Annotated in this window: 10 protein-coding genes and 2 pseudogenes; 4 read left to right on the forward strand and 8 right to left on the reverse strand. The window is 64.1% G+C overall.

What is annotated here, in order from left to right; genetic code table 11:
* Positions 1–10: 10 nt before the first annotated feature.
* Positions 11–1,519, forward strand: coding sequence for a class I adenylate-forming enzyme family protein (locus QX039_RS18325; protein WP_315737910.1), 1,509 nt, complete (start codon positions 11–13; stop codon positions 1,517–1,519).
* Positions 1,520–1,674: 155 nt separating this feature from the next.
* Positions 1,675–2,907 (forward strand): GGDEF domain-containing protein, encoded by a 1,233-nt coding sequence (locus QX039_RS18330; protein ID WP_315772115.1) that lies wholly within the window; start codon positions 1,675–1,677, stop codon positions 2,905–2,907.
* A gap of 53 nt (positions 2,908–2,960) precedes the next feature.
* Here the strand turns inward: QX039_RS18330 and QX039_RS18335 are convergent.
* A pseudogene (locus QX039_RS18335) lies at positions 2,961–3,092 on the reverse strand (IS3 family transposase); the annotation flags it as partial.
* Positions 3,093–3,523: 431 nt separating this feature from the next.
* A complete protein-coding gene (gene opgC / locus QX039_RS18340) occupies positions 3,524–4,891 on the reverse strand; it encodes an OpgC domain-containing protein (RefSeq protein ID WP_315772116.1) in 1,368 nt (455 codons plus the stop codon).
* 566 nt (positions 4,892–5,457) lie between these two features.
* Here opgC and QX039_RS18345 point away from each other — a divergent pair.
* Complete coding sequence (locus QX039_RS18345) at positions 5,458–6,120, forward strand: response regulator transcription factor (RefSeq protein WP_315772117.1); 663 nt, start codon at positions 5,458–5,460, stop codon at positions 6,118–6,120.
* On the opposite strand, the gene QX039_RS18350 is transcribed toward QX039_RS18345, so the two are convergent.
* From QX039_RS18350 to QX039_RS18370, 5 genes and pseudogenes are all read right to left on the reverse strand, one after another.
* Entirely contained in the window at positions 6,115–8,235 is a 2,121-nt protein-coding gene (locus QX039_RS18350) for an MASE1 domain-containing protein (protein ID WP_315772119.1), read from the reverse strand. The genes QX039_RS18345 and QX039_RS18350 overlap by 6 nt on opposite strands.
* A gap of 217 nt (positions 8,236–8,452) precedes the next feature.
* Positions 8,453–8,986: pseudogene (locus QX039_RS18355) on the reverse strand (integrase core domain-containing protein); the annotation flags it as partial.
* The gene (locus QX039_RS18360) at positions 8,869–9,129 is read right to left on the reverse strand and encodes a transposase (RefSeq protein WP_315772120.1); all 261 of its coding nucleotides are present in this window, start codon (positions 9,127–9,129) and stop codon (positions 8,869–8,871) included. The gene QX039_RS18360 and the pseudogene QX039_RS18355, both read right to left, overlap by 118 nt.
* Positions 9,130–9,510: 381 nt before the next feature.
* Positions 9,511–13,026, reverse strand: a complete 3,516-nt coding sequence (gene mfd, locus QX039_RS18365) for a transcription-repair coupling factor (RefSeq protein WP_315772122.1) — start codon at positions 13,024–13,026, stop codon at positions 9,511–9,513.
* Complete coding sequence (locus QX039_RS18370; protein ID WP_315757546.1) at positions 13,026–13,313, reverse strand: succinate dehydrogenase assembly factor 2; 288 nt, start codon at positions 13,311–13,313, stop codon at positions 13,026–13,028. Before QX039_RS18370 ends, mfd begins: the two co-directional genes overlap by 1 nt.
* Positions 13,314–13,509: 196 nt before the next feature.
* On the opposite strand from QX039_RS18370, the gene recG reads away from it, so the two are divergent.
* A complete protein-coding gene (recG, locus tag QX039_RS18375; protein WP_315772124.1) occupies positions 13,510–15,612 on the forward strand; it encodes an ATP-dependent DNA helicase RecG in 2,103 nt (700 codons plus the stop codon).
* Between the two features lie 126 nt (positions 15,613–15,738).
* Here recG and QX039_RS18380 read toward each other — a convergent pair whose 3' ends face one another.
* A complete protein-coding gene (locus QX039_RS18380; RefSeq protein WP_315772125.1) occupies positions 15,739–16,605 on the reverse strand; it encodes an NAD(P)-dependent oxidoreductase in 867 nt (288 codons plus the stop codon).
* Positions 16,606–16,616 lie beyond the last annotated feature (11 nt).

The raw sequence follows: 16,616 nt of genomic DNA on the forward strand, positions 1-16,616 counted from the left end.
GGGGCAACAGGTGAATCAGGCCAATACGTCGCCGACGCTCGACGCGTTGTTTCAACGCATCCTGGCGCGCAAGCCGGATGCGGTTGCGCTGGTCGATCCGATCAACAAGCAGCGCGTCGCCGGGCGGCCGCCGATGCGCCTGACCTATGCCGAAGCCGATCGCGTGATCTCTGCGCTGGCGGCGCATTTCATCGACGCCGGCCTGCCCGCTCATTCGGTGATCGCGGTCCAACTGCCCAACACCATCGAGTTCGTGCTGACGGTGCTGGCCGCGCATCGCGCCGGCCTCGTGGTCGCCGTGTTCCCGCTGCTGTGGCGTCAGTCGGAGCTCGTGGCGGCGCTGAACCGCACCAGCGCGCGCGCCATCGTCACGATGTCGAAGATCGACGGCGTGATCCACTCCGATCTCGCGATGAACGCGGCGGCGGAGGCGTTCTCGATCCGCCACGTCTGCGGCTTCGGCTCCGACCTGCCGGAGGGCATGTATTCGCTGGACCAGTCGATCGCAAAACCCTCGCGTTCGACGCGCGGGATGATGCCGGACGGCCGCAAGGCCGCGATCGTCTCGTTCGACGTGACCGCCGACGGCTTCCGCGCCGTCCCGCGCACCCATTTGAGCCTGATCGCCGGCGGGCTCGCCGTCTCGCTCGAGAGCGATCTGCCGCAGGGCGTGAATATGATGTCGGCCTTCCTGCCGTCGTCATTCGCCGGTCTCGCCGCTTCGGTCGTGACATGGCTGTTGTCCGGCGGCACCCTTGCGCTACATCACCCGTTCGACGCCGATGCGCTGGAACAGCAGCTCGCGGAGCTGGCCTGCGATACGCTGATCGCCCCGGCCCAACTCGCCTTGCGTCTCGACGAGGGCGACCTCGCCGCGCGGCTGCCGAACCTGCGCTATGTGCTCGGCCTGTGGCGCGCGCCCGAGCAGGTCGCGTCGAGCGCATCGTGGAAGACGCGCGACATCGAGCTCACCGATGTCTATCTGTTCGGCGAAGCCGGCCTGTTCGCGGTGCGCCGCACCGCGGCCGACGGCAGCCCGGGCCCGGTCAAACCGGGACGCCAGGGCGCGCCGCGCGAACAGCCGGGCTCGTCGATCGCCGGCGAGATCCTGGTGACGCCGAAGGGCACGCTCGGACTGCGTGGGCCCATGGTCGTGCTGGCCGCCTACGCGCCACCGCCGCCGCCAAGCGACTCGCTGCTGCCGGCAGCGCCGCGCGACTACGTCGACACCGAATACGCCGTGCGTTTCGACCGCGCCCAGGACACAATCTCGATCACGGCGCCGCCGGCAGGCGTGATGGCCGTGGGCGGCTACCGCTTCCTCGCGCAAGATCTGCACGAATGGTCACGGCGGCTCGGCCAAGGCGCGCTGCTCACCGCTCTGCCCGACCGTCTCAGCGGTCACCGCCTCGCGGGCCGCGCGATGGACAATGCGCGCGCACGGGAAGCGCTCGCCGAACTCGGACTCAATCCGCTGATGGTCGAGGCCTTCCGCGATCGCGCCAGCTCGGGCGGTTGATATTGCCGCGTTGGCCAGGTCGTCGATCCGGTGCGCCCGCGAGAAGGGCGCGCGCTCTGACAGGGGAACCGGTGCGTTCGGAACAGTGTTGACGCCGCGTTAACGGGAACGACCTAGGATCGCGACGTATCGTCAGCGTATCCTGAGTTTCCTGGATGTCCCCACAAGGCCCGCTTCTCATCGTCTCTCCTTCCACGCGGCCTTCGCTGACGGCTGCCCTCGCGGCGGCGCAGATTCTCCCCTCCGTCGAAACGCGCTGGACCGATGCGCTGAGCGCGATGTCCAAGGTGCAGCCGGCCGCAGTGGTGGCCGTGATGGAGGGCGCTGATGCGGCCGAGCTTGCGGCGCTCTCGCGTCATATCGGCGCGCGAAAGCCCTACGTGCCGCTGATCGCAATCACGCCGGGTGACGCAACCCTGCCCGATCACGCTCTTCCCCTGCAGGACAGCGACAACCACGAACGGCTGCTGGCGCGATTGCGCGCCGCCCTGCGTGTCCGCACTCTGCACACCACCGTGTTGCGCCGTCTCGACGAGAAGAAGACGCCCGACGCCGCGCTGCCGGAAACAGACCCGCTCGATGATGCGACCGTGCTACTGCTCGGCCGCGGCATCTCTCTGCCCGGCCTCTCGGTTGCGCTCGGTGAGCGCATGGCCGTGGTCGGCGCGCTGAGCATCGAAGCCGCCGCGAAGCATCTGTCGAGCCGCGACATCGACGGCATCGTGCTCGGCGAAGGTTTTTCGCCGCGCGTGGTCGATGCGTTCCTCGCCGTCCTTGCCGAGGACACTCGCTTCCGCAACCTCGCCGTGGTCGTCACCGCGAACCAGCCGGCACCGCTGCAGGAACTCGCCAATCTCGAGATCATCGCCGGCGCACCCGCGCACATCGCGGCCAGCGCCCTGCCCTTGATCCGCCAGCACGCCTTCGAGGCCCGCCTCAACCGCACGCTGCGCGCCATCGAAGCCGGCGGCATGCTCGATCCGCAGACCGGCCTGCTCACCCGCAACGCGTTCGCCCGCGACTTCGCCGCCGCCGTCAGCCAGACCCAGAAGAACGGCGGCAGCCTTGCCGTCGCCCGCTTCGCGTTCGATCCGGTCAATCCGCGCGCGCAGTATGACGGCGCGCGCATCATCAGCCGCCTGATGCGGCGGATGGATTTCGGCACCCACGAGGACAACGGCTCGGTCGTCGTCGTGTTCGCCGAGACCGATCTGCGCTCGGCTCACGCCATCGCGCGCCGCCTCTCCAGCGTGATGCGCCACACCTCCCACGGCAAGCGCGATACGCGCACGGAGCCTTCGGTCACCGTCGCCGCGCTGCAGGCCGGCGATACCGCCCGAAGCCTGCTGGCCCGCGTCTACGGCGAGGCGCAACGCGCGGCTTCATAGAACGATGTTGCCTGCGTCACGGGCGTCATTGCGAGTGACCTGCCACCGAAGTTTCATCCAGTAGCATTTAGAGTCCTGTTGAATTTTGCGCCGAGTGGCGCGGGTGCAGCAACGGGCGATTGGCGGAACTGGTCGGGGTTGCGCAGCCGATCGCCCGTTGCGGTGAGGTTGGCGGCATAGGCCGCAAATTCTTAGGGGCAGGTCACTACATCAAAGCATATAACGTCAGATCTGAGCCCTTCGTCTGGACCAAGAAACGTCTGGACCAAGAAAAAGGCCCGGCAACGCCGCTTCAAAGACCGCCGCGTCACCGAGCTATGATTCCGGGTACCAGGTCCGCTTGCGCACGCCAGTTGAAACGGTCTCGTGTGCACGCACATGGGTGCAGGTCGTGATAACGAGCGCAAGCCGGCTGCACTGCCAGTCAGCGCCGAGCGCGGCGCTAGTGGGTGACGTCAGGTTGACCGACAATAATGCCGCTACGCAGGCAAACATCACACACGCCGCGATCAGCACCGCTCCCTTGTGGGTCCTTGGGTGGGAAATCATGGCCTTGGCTCCTCTGTACGATGGCCGGAAGAATAAAGGGCAGGCTCCACGGTCCTTGTGATCTAATTCACGACCTGACCCACAGTTTTCGCTGGTGGCCCGAAGGCGTGCTCATTGCTGGCACTGGACCAGCGCCGCAGCCGGACTCGCGCACCGGAACAAACAGCATCCTTATTCGGCCACCTCGTCGGCCCGAGGCGGGCGACGTGGGCGGAATGTCAACGCCGAGCGCCTTGGCTGGCTTGAGATTGACGACCAGCTCAGACCTGGTTGTCTGCTCGACGGGCTTCGCGTCCGGCTGCTGCCTCGGCTTGATCTTGATCAAGTTCAGCAGCGTCGCCGCCACGATCGTCACCAGGACGCCACCAACACTGAGCGCGATCTGCATCGTCAGCCCCTCCGAGATGCCGAGCAGCGCCAGGCGGCTGGCGAACGTCAGCAGAACGCCGAGGCAGTAGATTGGCAGCGAATTCTGGCCACAGAGAATGGCGCCGCGCATCACCGCCGTCGTCAGCCCTCGCCAATTGCGAGGCACTAACCATACCACCAAAACCGCAAGGGCCAAGAAATGCAGCAGTCGCAATGGATCGAGATTCGATTTGTCCATCGGGTAAAGCAGCGTCAGCAGCGCCTGCGGGACCAGCGCTTCCAGCGGTTTGATGCTCCAGCTCAATGCGATGATGAGGCTGAACACCAGATAGAGAGCGGCAGCCACAAGCGCGGTGCCTGAGGTCACCCATGGCCGGGCTCTCTTGTCTTCGATCATCCACCACACGCCAAGCACGACCAGCAGCTGCCACGCCAGCGGATTGAAGGCCCAGTGGCCGTTCGGCCATGCCGGGATGCTCCAGCCGAAGACGTGCACCAGTGCGTAAAGCAACAGCGACGCGCCGAGCGTTGCGTTCGGCGCTCGCAGCAGCAGCCACAGCAGCGGCGCGAACAAAAGGTGATAAAGCACGAAGAGCGGCAAGACGTCGGTGTTGACGGGGCAGTATTGCAGGATCGCCGCGTGCGCGAGCGTCACGCCCGGCTGTTCCAACAGAATGCGCGTATTGCTCTCGTCGGCAAGATGGCCGCCGCCTGCGAGGTGAACCATGATGGCGCAGGCGAGCGTGAGCAGCAGAAATGCGACATAAATATCCCAGCTTCGCCACAGCGTTCGGCCGATCACGCCGGTCCAGCCCCCGCAGCGCCATGCCTTGCCGTAGGCCAACGTGCAGGTTACGCCCGACACGAACATGAACACTTCCGCGGCATCGCTGAAGCCGTAGTTCCGCAGCGTCAGCCAGCTCCCGATGTTGTTGGGGACATGATCAAGAAAGATGCACCAGAGCGCGATGCCGCGGCAGGCATCAATGCGCAAATCGCGGCCGTAGCCTTTCAGCTCCGGCAACGCGCCTACCGATGGCTTCAGGTCGGCAGTTCGATCATGCATCTGATTGCCCCGTCCCGCGTACGAGCACGCTTCAAGAGGGACCGAATTTGACGAAAAGTCACCGCCGCGCTGCCGGATCGTGACAACGCCGCAATCTAGATCTGCTTCACGCCGACCCCGCCACGAAAGCTACTACGATAACGATCATATGGCGGCGCTTGGTAGAACCTGCTGGCGCGTGAGTTTGACGATCATCGTTCAAACGGCACAGCGCGTAAATCAGCCGGAGGTCCACAGAGAGAGGTTCCTAGGTCCTATGATCAAGGTACCGTACAGATCTCGGCATCAATCACCTTTGCCTACAGGCGAAGGAGACTCTGAGTCCCACGACTTTCGTGGTCCGTACTCACGCTCCTACCGTGAGGTGACTACAATTACACCACACAACGGCATTCGGCTCCTACCTTGAGTGCGCGGCGGCGAACCGCTGGTTGGGCCAAGGATGATGGTGGGATGGACGGTATCGGGAGCCAGTCTTCCGCCAGCTTCTTCCTCGCCAAAGACCCGAAGGTGGGTGTATGATTTTTAAGTTGGATCTCCGTGCAATGGGATGACGGAGAGCTTTTATGAAAGTTCTTATTGTCGACGATCATGCATTAATCCGCGAGGCGTTGCACGCTGTCGTGAAACAACTGAAGCGAGACTCCGTCATTTTTGAAGCTTCGAACGGCCGTGAGGCAGTGCACATAGTCGAGGAACATCCTGACATCAGCCTCATTTTGCTTGATATCAATTTGCCTGATCGAGATGGCTTCTCTGTCCTCCGCGAACTGCGTGACCGCTATGCGACCATTGCTATCGTCATGCTCTCGTCCTCGGATGATCAAGATACAGTCAAGCGCGCTTTCAAACTTGGCGCTCTGGGTTTCATCCCGAAAACTACCGAACGTGAGGTCATGCTCAACGCCATCAAGTTGGTGTTTTCTGGCGGCATTTACATTCCCTCGGAGATTCTTGAGGAACCAACGTCTCCGCGGCTTACAAATAAGCTAGCGGCGCGCGACTCTCCCAAGGGTCTCGGGTTGACCGATCGGCAGATTGAAGTGCTTGCGCTCCTGATGAAGGGAAAAAGCAACAAGATCATTGCCAAGACCCTCGATATGGCCGTGCCGACAGTGAAGAACCACATCACGGTCGTTCTCAAGGCACTCAATGTAACGAGTCGCACCGAGGCAGTAATAAAAGTCGGAAAAATGGGCTGGGAATTGTCGCCGAAATCTGATTCATAACGCCGCCCCGGTGTCTCTCCTATCGTCTTGATCCCTCAAGAACTCTTGCATGACAGCGCGGAGCCGCATTGGGTCGACAGGTTTGTGCAGCAAAATGTACCCTCTATCCTTAGCGTCACGTAATGGTTCGGGTGCCGTATCGCCGCTGGTGAGGATAGCCGGAATTGATGAGCCAAACGCCGCACTAATTTGTTCAATTGCTCGGATCCCGGTCTTTCCGCTCGCAAGATGATAATCCGAGATTATAAGATCGAGGCGTTGCTGGCGCTCAGCCAGTCGGATAAGCGCAGCTTCGTCGGATCCGGCGGTAAGGACGGAGTATCCCCATTTGCCAAGCAATCCGCCCGTCTCCTCTCGCACAATTGGAGCATCGGCAATAACAAGAATTACCTTGCCTTCGACCGCAACGACTGCGGGGCGAGGTGTGTCGACGGGCTCAGTGGACGTGACGCATTTATCGGCCATCGGAATCAAGATTGCGAATCGCGAACCTCGGCCCACGGTCGAAGCTAAGTCGACTTGATGGTTGAGAAGTACGCGAAGCCTGTCGACAATAGCCAGGCCGAGCCCCAGGCCGCCGTACCGGTTCCGTTCTGGGCCGGGTAGTTGAAAAAACTCGCCAAAGATATTCTGCTTCTGATCCTCAGGAATGCCGGCACCGCTATCCCATACTTCGATACGCAACATTTCACCGCGCCGACGACATCCGACGATGATCCCGCCCCGTGACGTATAGCGCACAGCATTGGATACCAGATTGAGCAGTATGCGTTCGAGCAGCATGGCGTCGCTCCGCACCCAGGCATCACTTCGCCGAACGCGTAGACGCAAGCCTTTTTCTCGCGTTGCCTGATCAAACGTAGTCTCAATTGTTTGCAACAGGCGCGCGATCGGGAATTCGGTAATTTTGGGTGTAAGGATTCCAGCATCGAGCCTGGAAATATCCAGGAGCGAGTTGAACATTTCATCCATTTCTTTGCGCGTTGCATCGATCCGCTCGATCGTCTTTGTCCTTTCCCCCGATTTGAGCGGCGTGCGCAGCTGGGCAACGAACAGGCCTAGTGCATGTAATGGCTGCCGCAAATCATGGCTTGCCATGGCAAGAAAGCGCGATTTTGCTGCATTGGCGAGCTCCAGCTCTTGCGTACGCTCTGCAACCTTCCGTTCGAGTTCCATCTGCGAGTGGCGCAGACTTTCCTCCGCTTTCTTGCGCACCTCGACGTCGGCGCTCAGTAACAAGCTTGGAACGGTAATACTGATCAAGAACATCAATACCAGCAGGAATGAAACGTTGAGATCCACGGTCGTGAAGGGGCCGCCGCCCGTGAGCGTCCCCCAAATCGTGATCCCCGCAAGCACCAGCGCAACCGTTGCAGTGTCACGTGGACCGCGGCGCAGCGCCGCCCACAACATTGGCAGGATCGCAAGAAAACCCAGTGGATTTCGGCTCGGCGTTTGCTCGATCAGGGGGCTGAAAGCAATGAGTCCAACAGCCGCCGCTGTTGCGAGGACGCCGACCGTCTCCAAAAATTCCTTGCGGTTGAAAGCATGGTAGGGGCTTGATGCCCAAAGCACGATAACGGGGGCAATGACCAGCGCGCCGGTCACATCTCCCAGCCACCATGTGACCCAGGCGTTTGCGAAATTCGTCCGTTCGATGTACCCGGCGGTTGCCAGGCTGGACAGTCCAATGGTGGCGCTGATCGGTGTCGCGATCACGAGGCAAATCAGGGTAAACTTCGCGACAGAATTTGGCGTCGAAAACGTGTTACATCCGCTCGACCATCGATTGATTAGGTAAGCGCCAACAACCGCTTCAAGAGAGTTACCGGTCGCAATCGCAATTGCGGTGGCAACCGAGCCGGCGGTCGCCGCATTGGCGATCACCGCCGCCGCGAAGATTGCGGGCCAAGTCCGATATCCCCACAACAGCACCGCCGCCAGCGCGACACCTGTCGGTGGCCAAATTGGCGTTGCACTGGGATGAATAGAGGCGAGAGCAAGGCCACCTTTTGCCAGGACGAAATAGATCAGTCCAATTGCGACCAGACCGCCGGCATAGCTAATGCCTCGGCGGAAATTTATCTCCGGCGATAGTGATCGTGGATCGGACATCGTCGACGCCTGGACTAGGCAGTTGGACCGTCCCCCACAACTGATCTTTGATCTTCTTGATGAAGATCTGCGAAACATTAATCCTCTTTAGGGACTCGTGCGACCATCTCAAGGTTGCACACGCGTTCGAGCCGGACTTAGCTAGCGCTCGCATGATGCCGATACGGGCGAGCATCGCAGGCCCGCCGTGTTCTGCAACTGACCTGCCACCGAAGTTTCATCCAGGAGCATTTGGAGTCCTGTTGGGTTTTTACGCGGAGTGGCGCGGGTGCAGCAACGGGCGATTGGCGGAGCTGGTCGGGGTTGCGCCGCCGATCGCCCGTTGCGGGGAGGTTGGCGGCATAGGCCGCAGGGTCTGGTATTTCAGTGAGGAGTGCGGCCGCTCGCCGTTGTAGTCCGTGACCCAGGCGGCGAGCTTGCGCCGCGTGTCGTCGAGGCCGAAGAACAGCGTTTCGTTCAAGAACTCGTCGCGCATCCGGCCGTTGAAGCTCTCGACAAAGGCGTTATGGATCGGCTTGCCGGGCGCGATGAAGTGCCAGTCGATGGCGTTGTCCTTGCACCAGGCCAGCATCGCCTCGGTGCCGTTGTCCGAGACGATCGAACCCGGCTTGCCGCGTCGGGCGACGATAGTGGTCATCTCCCGCGCCACCCACCGGCCCGAGATCGAGGTGTCAGCGATCGCTCCCAGGCTCTCCTCGGTGACGTCGTCAACGATGTTGAGGATACGGAAGCGCTGTCCTGGGGCGAACTGGACACGTCCATGCCGCCAAACTTGGTCTTCCAATTGTAGAACGTCGTCTCCGAGATCCCGTGCTTGCGGGCGAGATCAGCCGTCTTCGCGCCGGTTTTCAAAACCGCGATGGTCTGCTCTTCCGTGAACCGTTTACGCTTCATCTGTCCGTCCTTCGTCAGGCCGGACTCTAAATCCTTCTGGAGGAAATTCTTAGAGGCAGGTCACGAGGAGCAAAGCGACGAAGCAATCCGGAATTCTGGCGTGGCTTCTGGATTGCTCCGCTTCGCTCGCAATGACAGAACGCCGGCTTGGCCACGATCTCAACCAAACACGTACATCTTCAGATCGCGCATTCGCCTCACTCGTCTGATCTGATCATCGGACGGGGCGTGTGGCGTCTTGTGAAGCGGAGCGTTGCGATGCAGAACAGACAATCTCGCGATGAGACCGACTGGATCAGCGTGATCGCGATCGTCTCAGTCTTCACGATCGCCAGCCTTGCGTTGCATTTCGGCTGGATGCTTCGCTAACGCTCCATTCCGCTACGCCGCCTTCTTCTTCTCCGCGAGGTCGGCGAGCTCCTTCAGGATATCGGTGGTGCCGGCGAGCCGCTCCTCGGGCGTCTCCCAGACCTGCAGGAACACGACCTTCATGTCGGGGCGCACCTTGGCGGCCTGGCCGTGGCGCTTGATGAAGGCGACGAGACGATCGGGATAGGCGAAGCTGTTGTCGCGGAAGGCGATGACCGCGCCCTTCGGGCCGGCATCGACCTTCTCGACATTGGCACGGCGGCAGTAGTTCTTGATCGCAGCGACCTTGAACAGATAGCGCGTCTCGTCCGGCAGCTTGCCGAAGCGGTCGCGCAGCTCGGCCGCGAAGTTGTCGATCTCGTCGTCGGTCTCGAGATCGGCGAGCCGACGGTACAGCGACAGTCGCACCGAGAGGTCGGAGACGTAGTCCTCAGGGATCAGCACGGGCATGCCGATCGTGATCTGCGGCGACCAGCGGTCGACGGTCGGCTCGGTGATGCCCGCCTTGAGGTTCTCGATCGCCTCCTCCAGCATCGACTGATAGAGCTCGAAGCCGACCTCCCTGATGTGGCCGGACTGCTCGTCGCCGAGGAGGTTGCCGGCGCCTCGGATGTCGAGGTCGTGGCTGGCGAGCTGGAAGCCGGCCCCCAGCGTCTCCAGCGACTGCAGCACGCCCAGGCGCTTTTCGGCCAGTGGGCTGATCTTGTGCGTCGACGGCAGGGTGAACAGCGCATAAGCGCGCAGCTTGGAGCGGCCGACGCGGCCGCGCAGCTGATAGAGCTGGGCAAGGCCGAACATGTCGGCACGGTGCACGATCAGCGTGTTGGCGCGGGGAATGTCGAGGCCGGATTCGACGATCGTGGTCGACAGCAGGATGTCGAACTTGCCGTCGTAGAACGCCCCGATGATGTCCTCGATCACGGTCGGCGCCATCTGGCCGTGCGCGACGGCGACCTTCATCTCCGGCACGGTCTTGTCGAGGAACTCCTTGACCTCGGCGAGATCGTCGATACGCGGCACGACGTAGAACGCCTGACCGCCGCGATAGCGCTCACGCAGCAGGGCCTCGCGGATCATCACGGGGTCGTGCGGCGCGACGAAGGTGCGAACGGCGAGACGATCGACTGGCGGCGAGGCGATGATCGACAGCTCGCGCACGCCGGTGAGTGCGAGCTGCAAGGTGCGCGGGATCGGCGTCGCCGACAGGGTCAGCACATGCACCTCGGCGCGCAGCTGCTTCAGCCGCTCCTTGTGGCTGACGCCGAAATGCTGCTCCTCGTCGACGATGACGAGGCCGAGATCGCGGAACTTGATCGCCTTGCCGAGCAGCGCGTGGGTGCCGACGACGATGTCGACCGAGCCGTCGGCGAGGCCCTTCTTGACCTGATTGAGCTCCTTGGTGCTGACCAGCCGCGACGCCTGTGCGACGTTGACCGGAAAGCCCTTGAAGCGCTCAGCGAAAGTCTTTGCATGCTGGCGCGCGAGCAGCGTGGTCGGCACGACGACTGCGACCTGCTTGCCGTCGAGCGCGACGGCAAAGGCGGCGCGTAGCGCCACCTCGGTCTTGCCGAAGCCGACGTCGCCGCAGACCAGCCGGTCCATCGGACGTCCCGCTTCGAGATCGGCGAGCGTCGCCTGGATCGCGGCGAGCTGGTCCTCGGTCTCGTCATAGGGGAAGCGGGCGCAGAACTCGTCATAGAGGCCGACCTGCACCGGCAGCTTCGGCGCCTCGTGCAGCATGCGCTCGGCGGCGATCTTGATCAGCTCACCGGCCATCTCGCGGATGCGGTTCTTCAGCTTGGCCTTGCGCGTCTGCCAGCCGGAGCCGCCGAGCTTGTCGAGCTCGACGTTGGTCTGGTCGGAGCCGTAGCGCGACAACAGCTCGATGTTCTCGACCGGCAGATACAGCTTGGTCTCGCCGGCATAGCGCAGTTCGAGACAGTCATGCGGCGCGCCGGCGACCTCGAGCGTCTGCAGCCCGACGAAACGGCCGATGCCGTGATCGACATGGACCACGATGTCGCCGATCGCGAGGCTCGTCACCTCCGAGATGAAGTTGTCGAGCTTGCGGCTCGCCCGGCGCGGCCGCACCAGGCGGTCGCCGAGAATGTCCTGCTCGGAGATGACGGCGATCTGGTCGGTCTCGAAGCCGGTCTCCAGGCCCAGCACCGCGAGCATGGTCTCGTTGCGCGGCGTCGCCTGCACCACGCGCCAGGTGTTGACGCTGGTGACATGGATCAGCTTGTGGTCCTTCAGCATGCTGGCCATGCGGTCGCGCGAGCCTTCGCTCCACAGCGCGATCACGACCTTCTTGCGCACCGATTGCAGCGCCTGCACGTGCGCCACCACGGCCTCGAATACGTTGACGGCGGAATCGTTGCGCTCGGGCGCGAAGTTGCGGCCCTGCCGCGCACCGATGTCGACGACGTTGGCGCTCTCCGGCACCGCGAACGGAGTGACACGCGCCAGCGGGACGGCGGCGAGCCGCTCGGCCCATTCGGAGGACGTCAGATAGAGGCGGTCGACCGTCAGCGGCTTGTAGATCGCCCCGCCGCCGGGATGCTCCATCGCCTCGCGGCGCGCGTCGTAATAATCGATGATCTGCTTGAAGCGCTCGCGCGCGGCGTCCTCGCCCTGCGGCTCGATCACGATGGGTGTGTTCGGCAGATAGTCGAACAATGTCTCCATCTTGTCATGGAACAGCGGCAGCCAGTGCTCCATGCCGGGATAGCGGCGGCCTTCGCTGACGGCCTCGTACAGCGCGTCGTCGCGCTCGGGCGCGCCGAACTCGGCGACATAGCCCATGCGGAAGCGGCGGATGGTGTCGGTGACGAGCTGGAATTCAGAGACGGGCACGAGATCCAGCGAACGCATGTCGAGCAAGGTGCGCTGCGTCTCGGCGTCGAAGGTGCGGATCGACTCCAGGCTGTCGCCGAAGAAGTCGAAGCGCACCGGCTGGTCGAGGCCGGCGGGAAACAGGTCGAGAATGCCGCCGCGCACGGCATATTCGCCGCTCTCGCGCACGGTCGACGAGCGGTGATAGCCGTTATGCTCGAGCCAGGCGACGACGGAGTCCATCGGCACGACATGGCCGGGCGCGACCGACAGCGCCTGCCCGGCCATGGTGTCGCGCGCCGGCACGCGCTGCACGATGGCGTTGACGGTGGTCAGCACGATCAGCGGCTTGTCGCTGCCGGCGAGGCGCGACAGCCGCGCCAGCGTCGTGACGCGCTGGGCGAGAATACCGCCATGCGGCGAGACGCGATCGTAAGGCTGGCAGTCCCAGGCCGGGAACTGCATCACCGGCAGATCCGGCGCGAAGAAGTCGAGCGCCCGCGCCAGCTGCTGCATCCGATTGCCGTCGCGACAGACCACGGCGAGGCTCACCGCCGGCGGCTTCGGCTTGGCCGCGACCGCCCGCGCGAGATCGGAGACGACCAGGCCTTCGGCGCCCTCGGCGACATTGGCGAGCGTCAGCGCGCGCCCCGGCGCGAGATGCTCGGCTGGCGACTTGACCGGGCTCTTCATCAATCGGCGCCCACCGCGCGGAACGCCTTGATGCGCTCGAACAATGCCGGGGTCTGCTCCGGCGGCAGCGGCCGGGCGCCGGTCACCGCGGCGTAGAAATCCGGGTCCGGAACTTCCAGAAGCTGTTCGAGCTCGGCCAGCTCGCTCTCGGAGAGGCTCCCGATCTCGGCATCGGCGAAGCGGCCGAGGATCAGGTCCATCTCACGGGTGCCGCGATGCCAGCAGCGGAACAGGAGCCGCTTGCGACGGTCGTCTAGGCCTTGGCTCGATCGGGTCGTTCCGGTCATCGCGATATTCCTGCAGGACAACGCCAAAAGCCCGGACGGTGCCGGGCGCGGTTCGATATAGCGGCACGCAGCGCTCCTGTCAGCCCTCCCAGGCTGCAGAACCGGCATGCCCGGCACCTGAAACCTGAGAAAAAGACGTGGATGTCTTGGCATTCGCGGCTATTCCGGCTCTCAAACCGCTTTAAGTGTTCGGTCCATGCGCCCAAGCGTTCTCAATCCCCTGTTCGCGCCGGTCACCACCCTCTCCGGGGTCGGGCCGAAGCAGGACAAGCTGCTGCGCTACCTGCTCGGCTGCAGCGAGACGCCTCGCCTGGTCGACCTGCTCCTGCATCTGCCGGCCAGCGTGATCGACCGCCGCAACCGGCCCAAGGTGCGCGACGTCGCGGTCGGAACCGTGGTGACGCTCGAAGTCACGGTCGATCGCCACCGTCCCTCGCGCAACGCCCGCGCGCCGTACCTCGTTTACGCCAGCGACGAGACCGGCGACGTCGTGCTGACCTTCTTCCGTCCCAAGGGCGACTACATCGAGAAGGTGCTGCCGGTCGGCGCCAAGCGCTATGTCTCCGGCACCGTGCAGATGTATGACGGCGTGCCGCAGATCGTGCACCCCGACCGCATCCTGGATGAAGCGGGGTTTGCAAAACTCTCCGGCATCGATCCGGTCTATCCGCTGACGGAAGGCCTCGCGCTCGGATCGTTGCGGCGCGCGATCGCCGCGGCGCTGACCAAGCTGCCCGAACTGCCGGAATGGATCAGTCCGGAGGTGCTCAGCCGCTGCGGCTTCCCGCCCTTGAAGGAGGCGCTGACGCGGGTGCATGTGCCGCAGGAGCTGACGGACATCCTGCCGGAAAACCGGTTCTGGTCGCGGCTCGCGTTCGATGAGCTGCTCGCCGGCCAACTGGCACTGGCACTGGTGCGGGCGCAACTGCGCCGTCCTGCGGGCAACCGTCATGCCGGCGACGGCCGGCTGCGCCGCAAGATCATCGACGCCCTGCCCTATGCGCTGACGAACTCGCAAGCCGAGGCGATGGCCGCGATCGCCGCCGATCTCGAAAAGCCGGTGCGGATGCTGCGGCTGCTGCAGGGCGACGTCGGTTCCGGCAAGACGGTGGTGGCGCTGCTGGCGGCGGCCGCCGTCGCCGAGGCCGGCAAGCAGACGGCGCTGATGGCGCCGACCGAGATTCTGGCGCGCCAGCATGCCAAGACCATCACGCCGCTCGCCGAGCGCGCTGGGATGAACGTGGCCATTCTCACGGGGCGCGAGAAAGGCAAGGAGCGTCGCGACATTCTTGCGCGTCTGGAGGCCGGCGAAATCGACCTGCTGGTCGGCACCCACGCGCTGATCCAGGACGACGTGGTCTTCAAGTCGCTGGCGCTCGCCATCGTCGACGAGCAGCATCGCTTCGGTGTGCGCGAGCGGCTGGCGCTGACCTCGAAGGGCGAGGCCGTCGACGTGCTCGTGCTGTCGGCGACGCCAATCCCGCGCACCCTCGTGCTGACCTATTTCGGCGACATGGACATCTCCGAGCTGCGCGAGAAGCCGGCCGGCCGGCAGCCGATCGACACCCGTGCGGTCGCCGACACCAGGCTCGGCGAGGTCATCGACGCGGTGGGGCGCGCGCTCGATGCCGGCAAGCTGGTGTACTGGATCTGCCCGCTGGTCGAGGAATCCGAGGCCGAGGGCATCGATCATCTCACCAATGCGACGGATCGCTTCGAGAGCCTGCGCGAGCGCTTCGGTGCCAAGGTCGGCCTCGTCCACGGCAAGATGAAGGGCAGCGAGAAGGACGACGTCATGGGCCGGTTCGCGGCCCACGAGTTGCGGCTGCTGGTTGCGACCACCGTGGTCGAGGTCGGCGTCGACGTGCCGGCCGCCAGCATCATGGTGATCGAGAATGCCGAGCGCTTCGGTCTCGCCCAGCTGCACCAGTTGCGCGGCCGCATCGGCCGCGGCTCGGAGGCCTCGACCTGCATCCTGCTCTATCACGAGCCGCTGGGGCAGATGTCGAAGGCGCGGCTCGCGGTGATCCGCGAGACCACCGATGGCTTCCGGATCGCCGAGGAGGACCTCAAGCTGCGCGGCGAAGGCGACGTGCTCGGCATCCGCCAGAGTGGCCTGCCCGGCTATCGCATCGCCCGGCCCGAGGTGCATGCCCAACTGATCACCCAGGCGCGCGACGAGGCGCTGCGGATCCTCAAGGAAGACCCGAAGCTGAAGGGCCCGCGCAGCGACGCGCTGCGCTGCCTGCTCTATCTCTACGAACGCGACGAGGCGATCCCGCTGCTGACGGCGGGCTGACATGTCGTAGGGTGGGCAAAGCGACGCCAAAGGCGGCGCGTGCCCACCATGTCGATGGTCGTAAAGAACAACCGTGGGCACGTCACACCGCGCGTTGCGCGGTGCGCCTTTGCCCGCCCTACGAGTCTATGACGCCGGCTTATTCACCTTGCAGCTCTCGGCGAACGCCACCAGCTGCGCCGCATCGGTGCCCTGCCCCTGCACGTCCGCCGCAATGTGCTCGAACAGCCGGGCAAAGCCTTCGTAGATCAGCGCGGCCGGATGGTCATCACCCAGGAAGCCCGCGATCTCGCGCATTTCGGCGACCCAGCGATAGGCCTTCGGCAGCATGTCCGGCAGCGCATTGGCGAGCCGCGCCTGGACGTGCGGCAGGCTCAGCGCCAACTCGTCGCGCAGCGCGTCGGCGGCGCCGGCGCGGGTGGCGGCCAGCACCATCGCGGCGCCGAGCCCCGTCAGGCCCTTGTTGATGCCCGCATAGGACATCTTCAGCGCCGAAGCCGCGCCGATCGGCCCTTCGATCCGGCGCAGATCGAGCCCGAGTTGGCCCAGCGCGGCGACATCAACGGCCGCCTCGCCGCTCACATACAACGCCGGTCCCTTCGTGCCCGGCTTCGGCGGCAGACCGATGATGGCGGCATCGACCAGGCGCGCGCCCGAGGACAGCACGATGTCCTCGATGGTCCGGATGGTGTCGACGTTGACGGCGTTGCAGTCGACGATGATGGGCTTCTTCGAATTCCGGTTGATGACCGTCGCGAGTTGCTCCGCCAGCGCCACAGCCTCGCCCGGCGGCACGATCGACAGGATAATGTCGGCATTGGCGATCTCGGCGTCGCTGGCGCCGACCATGCCGGCGGATGCGGCCGCCCTCGCCCGCGTCGCCGCGCTGCGCTCCTCGAGCGAAGTCAGAACCTTGCAGCCGTGCTCCACGAGACGGGCGGCGATGGCGCTGCCCATGGCGCCGGGCGCGATGACGGCAATGCTGGGAGGCATGATGACGCTCC

The organism is Bradyrhizobium sp. SZCCHNR1043 (assembly GCF_032489675.1).
In the GTDB taxonomy this organism is placed as follows: Bacteria; Pseudomonadota; Alphaproteobacteria; order Rhizobiales; family Xanthobacteraceae; genus Bradyrhizobium.

Bases quoted from the DNA above. Each gene is read 5' to 3' on its own strand.
- QX039_RS18330 (WP_315772115.1), top strand. From the start codon at position 1,675: ATGTCCCCACAAGGCCCGCTTCTCATCGTCTCTCCTTCCACGCGGCCT.
- opgC (WP_315772116.1), bottom strand. From the start codon at position 4,891: ATGCATGATCGAACTGCCGACCTGAAGCCATCGGTAGGCGCGTTGCCG.
- QX039_RS18345 (WP_315772117.1), top strand. From the start codon at position 5,458: ATGAAAGTTCTTATTGTCGACGATCATGCATTAATCCGCGAGGCGTTG.
- QX039_RS18350 (WP_315772119.1), bottom strand. From the start codon at position 8,235: ATGTCCGATCCACGATCACTATCGCCGGAGATAAATTTCCGCCGAGGC.
- QX039_RS18360 (WP_315772120.1), bottom strand. From the start codon at position 9,129: ATGAAGCGTAAACGGTTCACGGAAGAGCAGACCATCGCGGTTTTGAAA.
- mfd (WP_315772122.1), bottom strand. From the start codon at position 13,026: ATGAAGAGCCCGGTCAAGTCGCCAGCCGAGCATCTCGCGCCGGGGCGC.
- QX039_RS18370 (WP_315757546.1), bottom strand. From the start codon at position 13,313: ATGACCGGAACGACCCGATCGAGCCAAGGCCTAGACGACCGTCGCAAG.
- recG (WP_315772124.1), top strand. From the start codon at position 13,510: ATGCGCCCAAGCGTTCTCAATCCCCTGTTCGCGCCGGTCACCACCCTC.
- QX039_RS18380 (WP_315772125.1), bottom strand. From the start codon at position 16,605: ATGCCTCCCAGCATTGCCGTCATCGCGCCCGGCGCCATGGGCAGCGCC.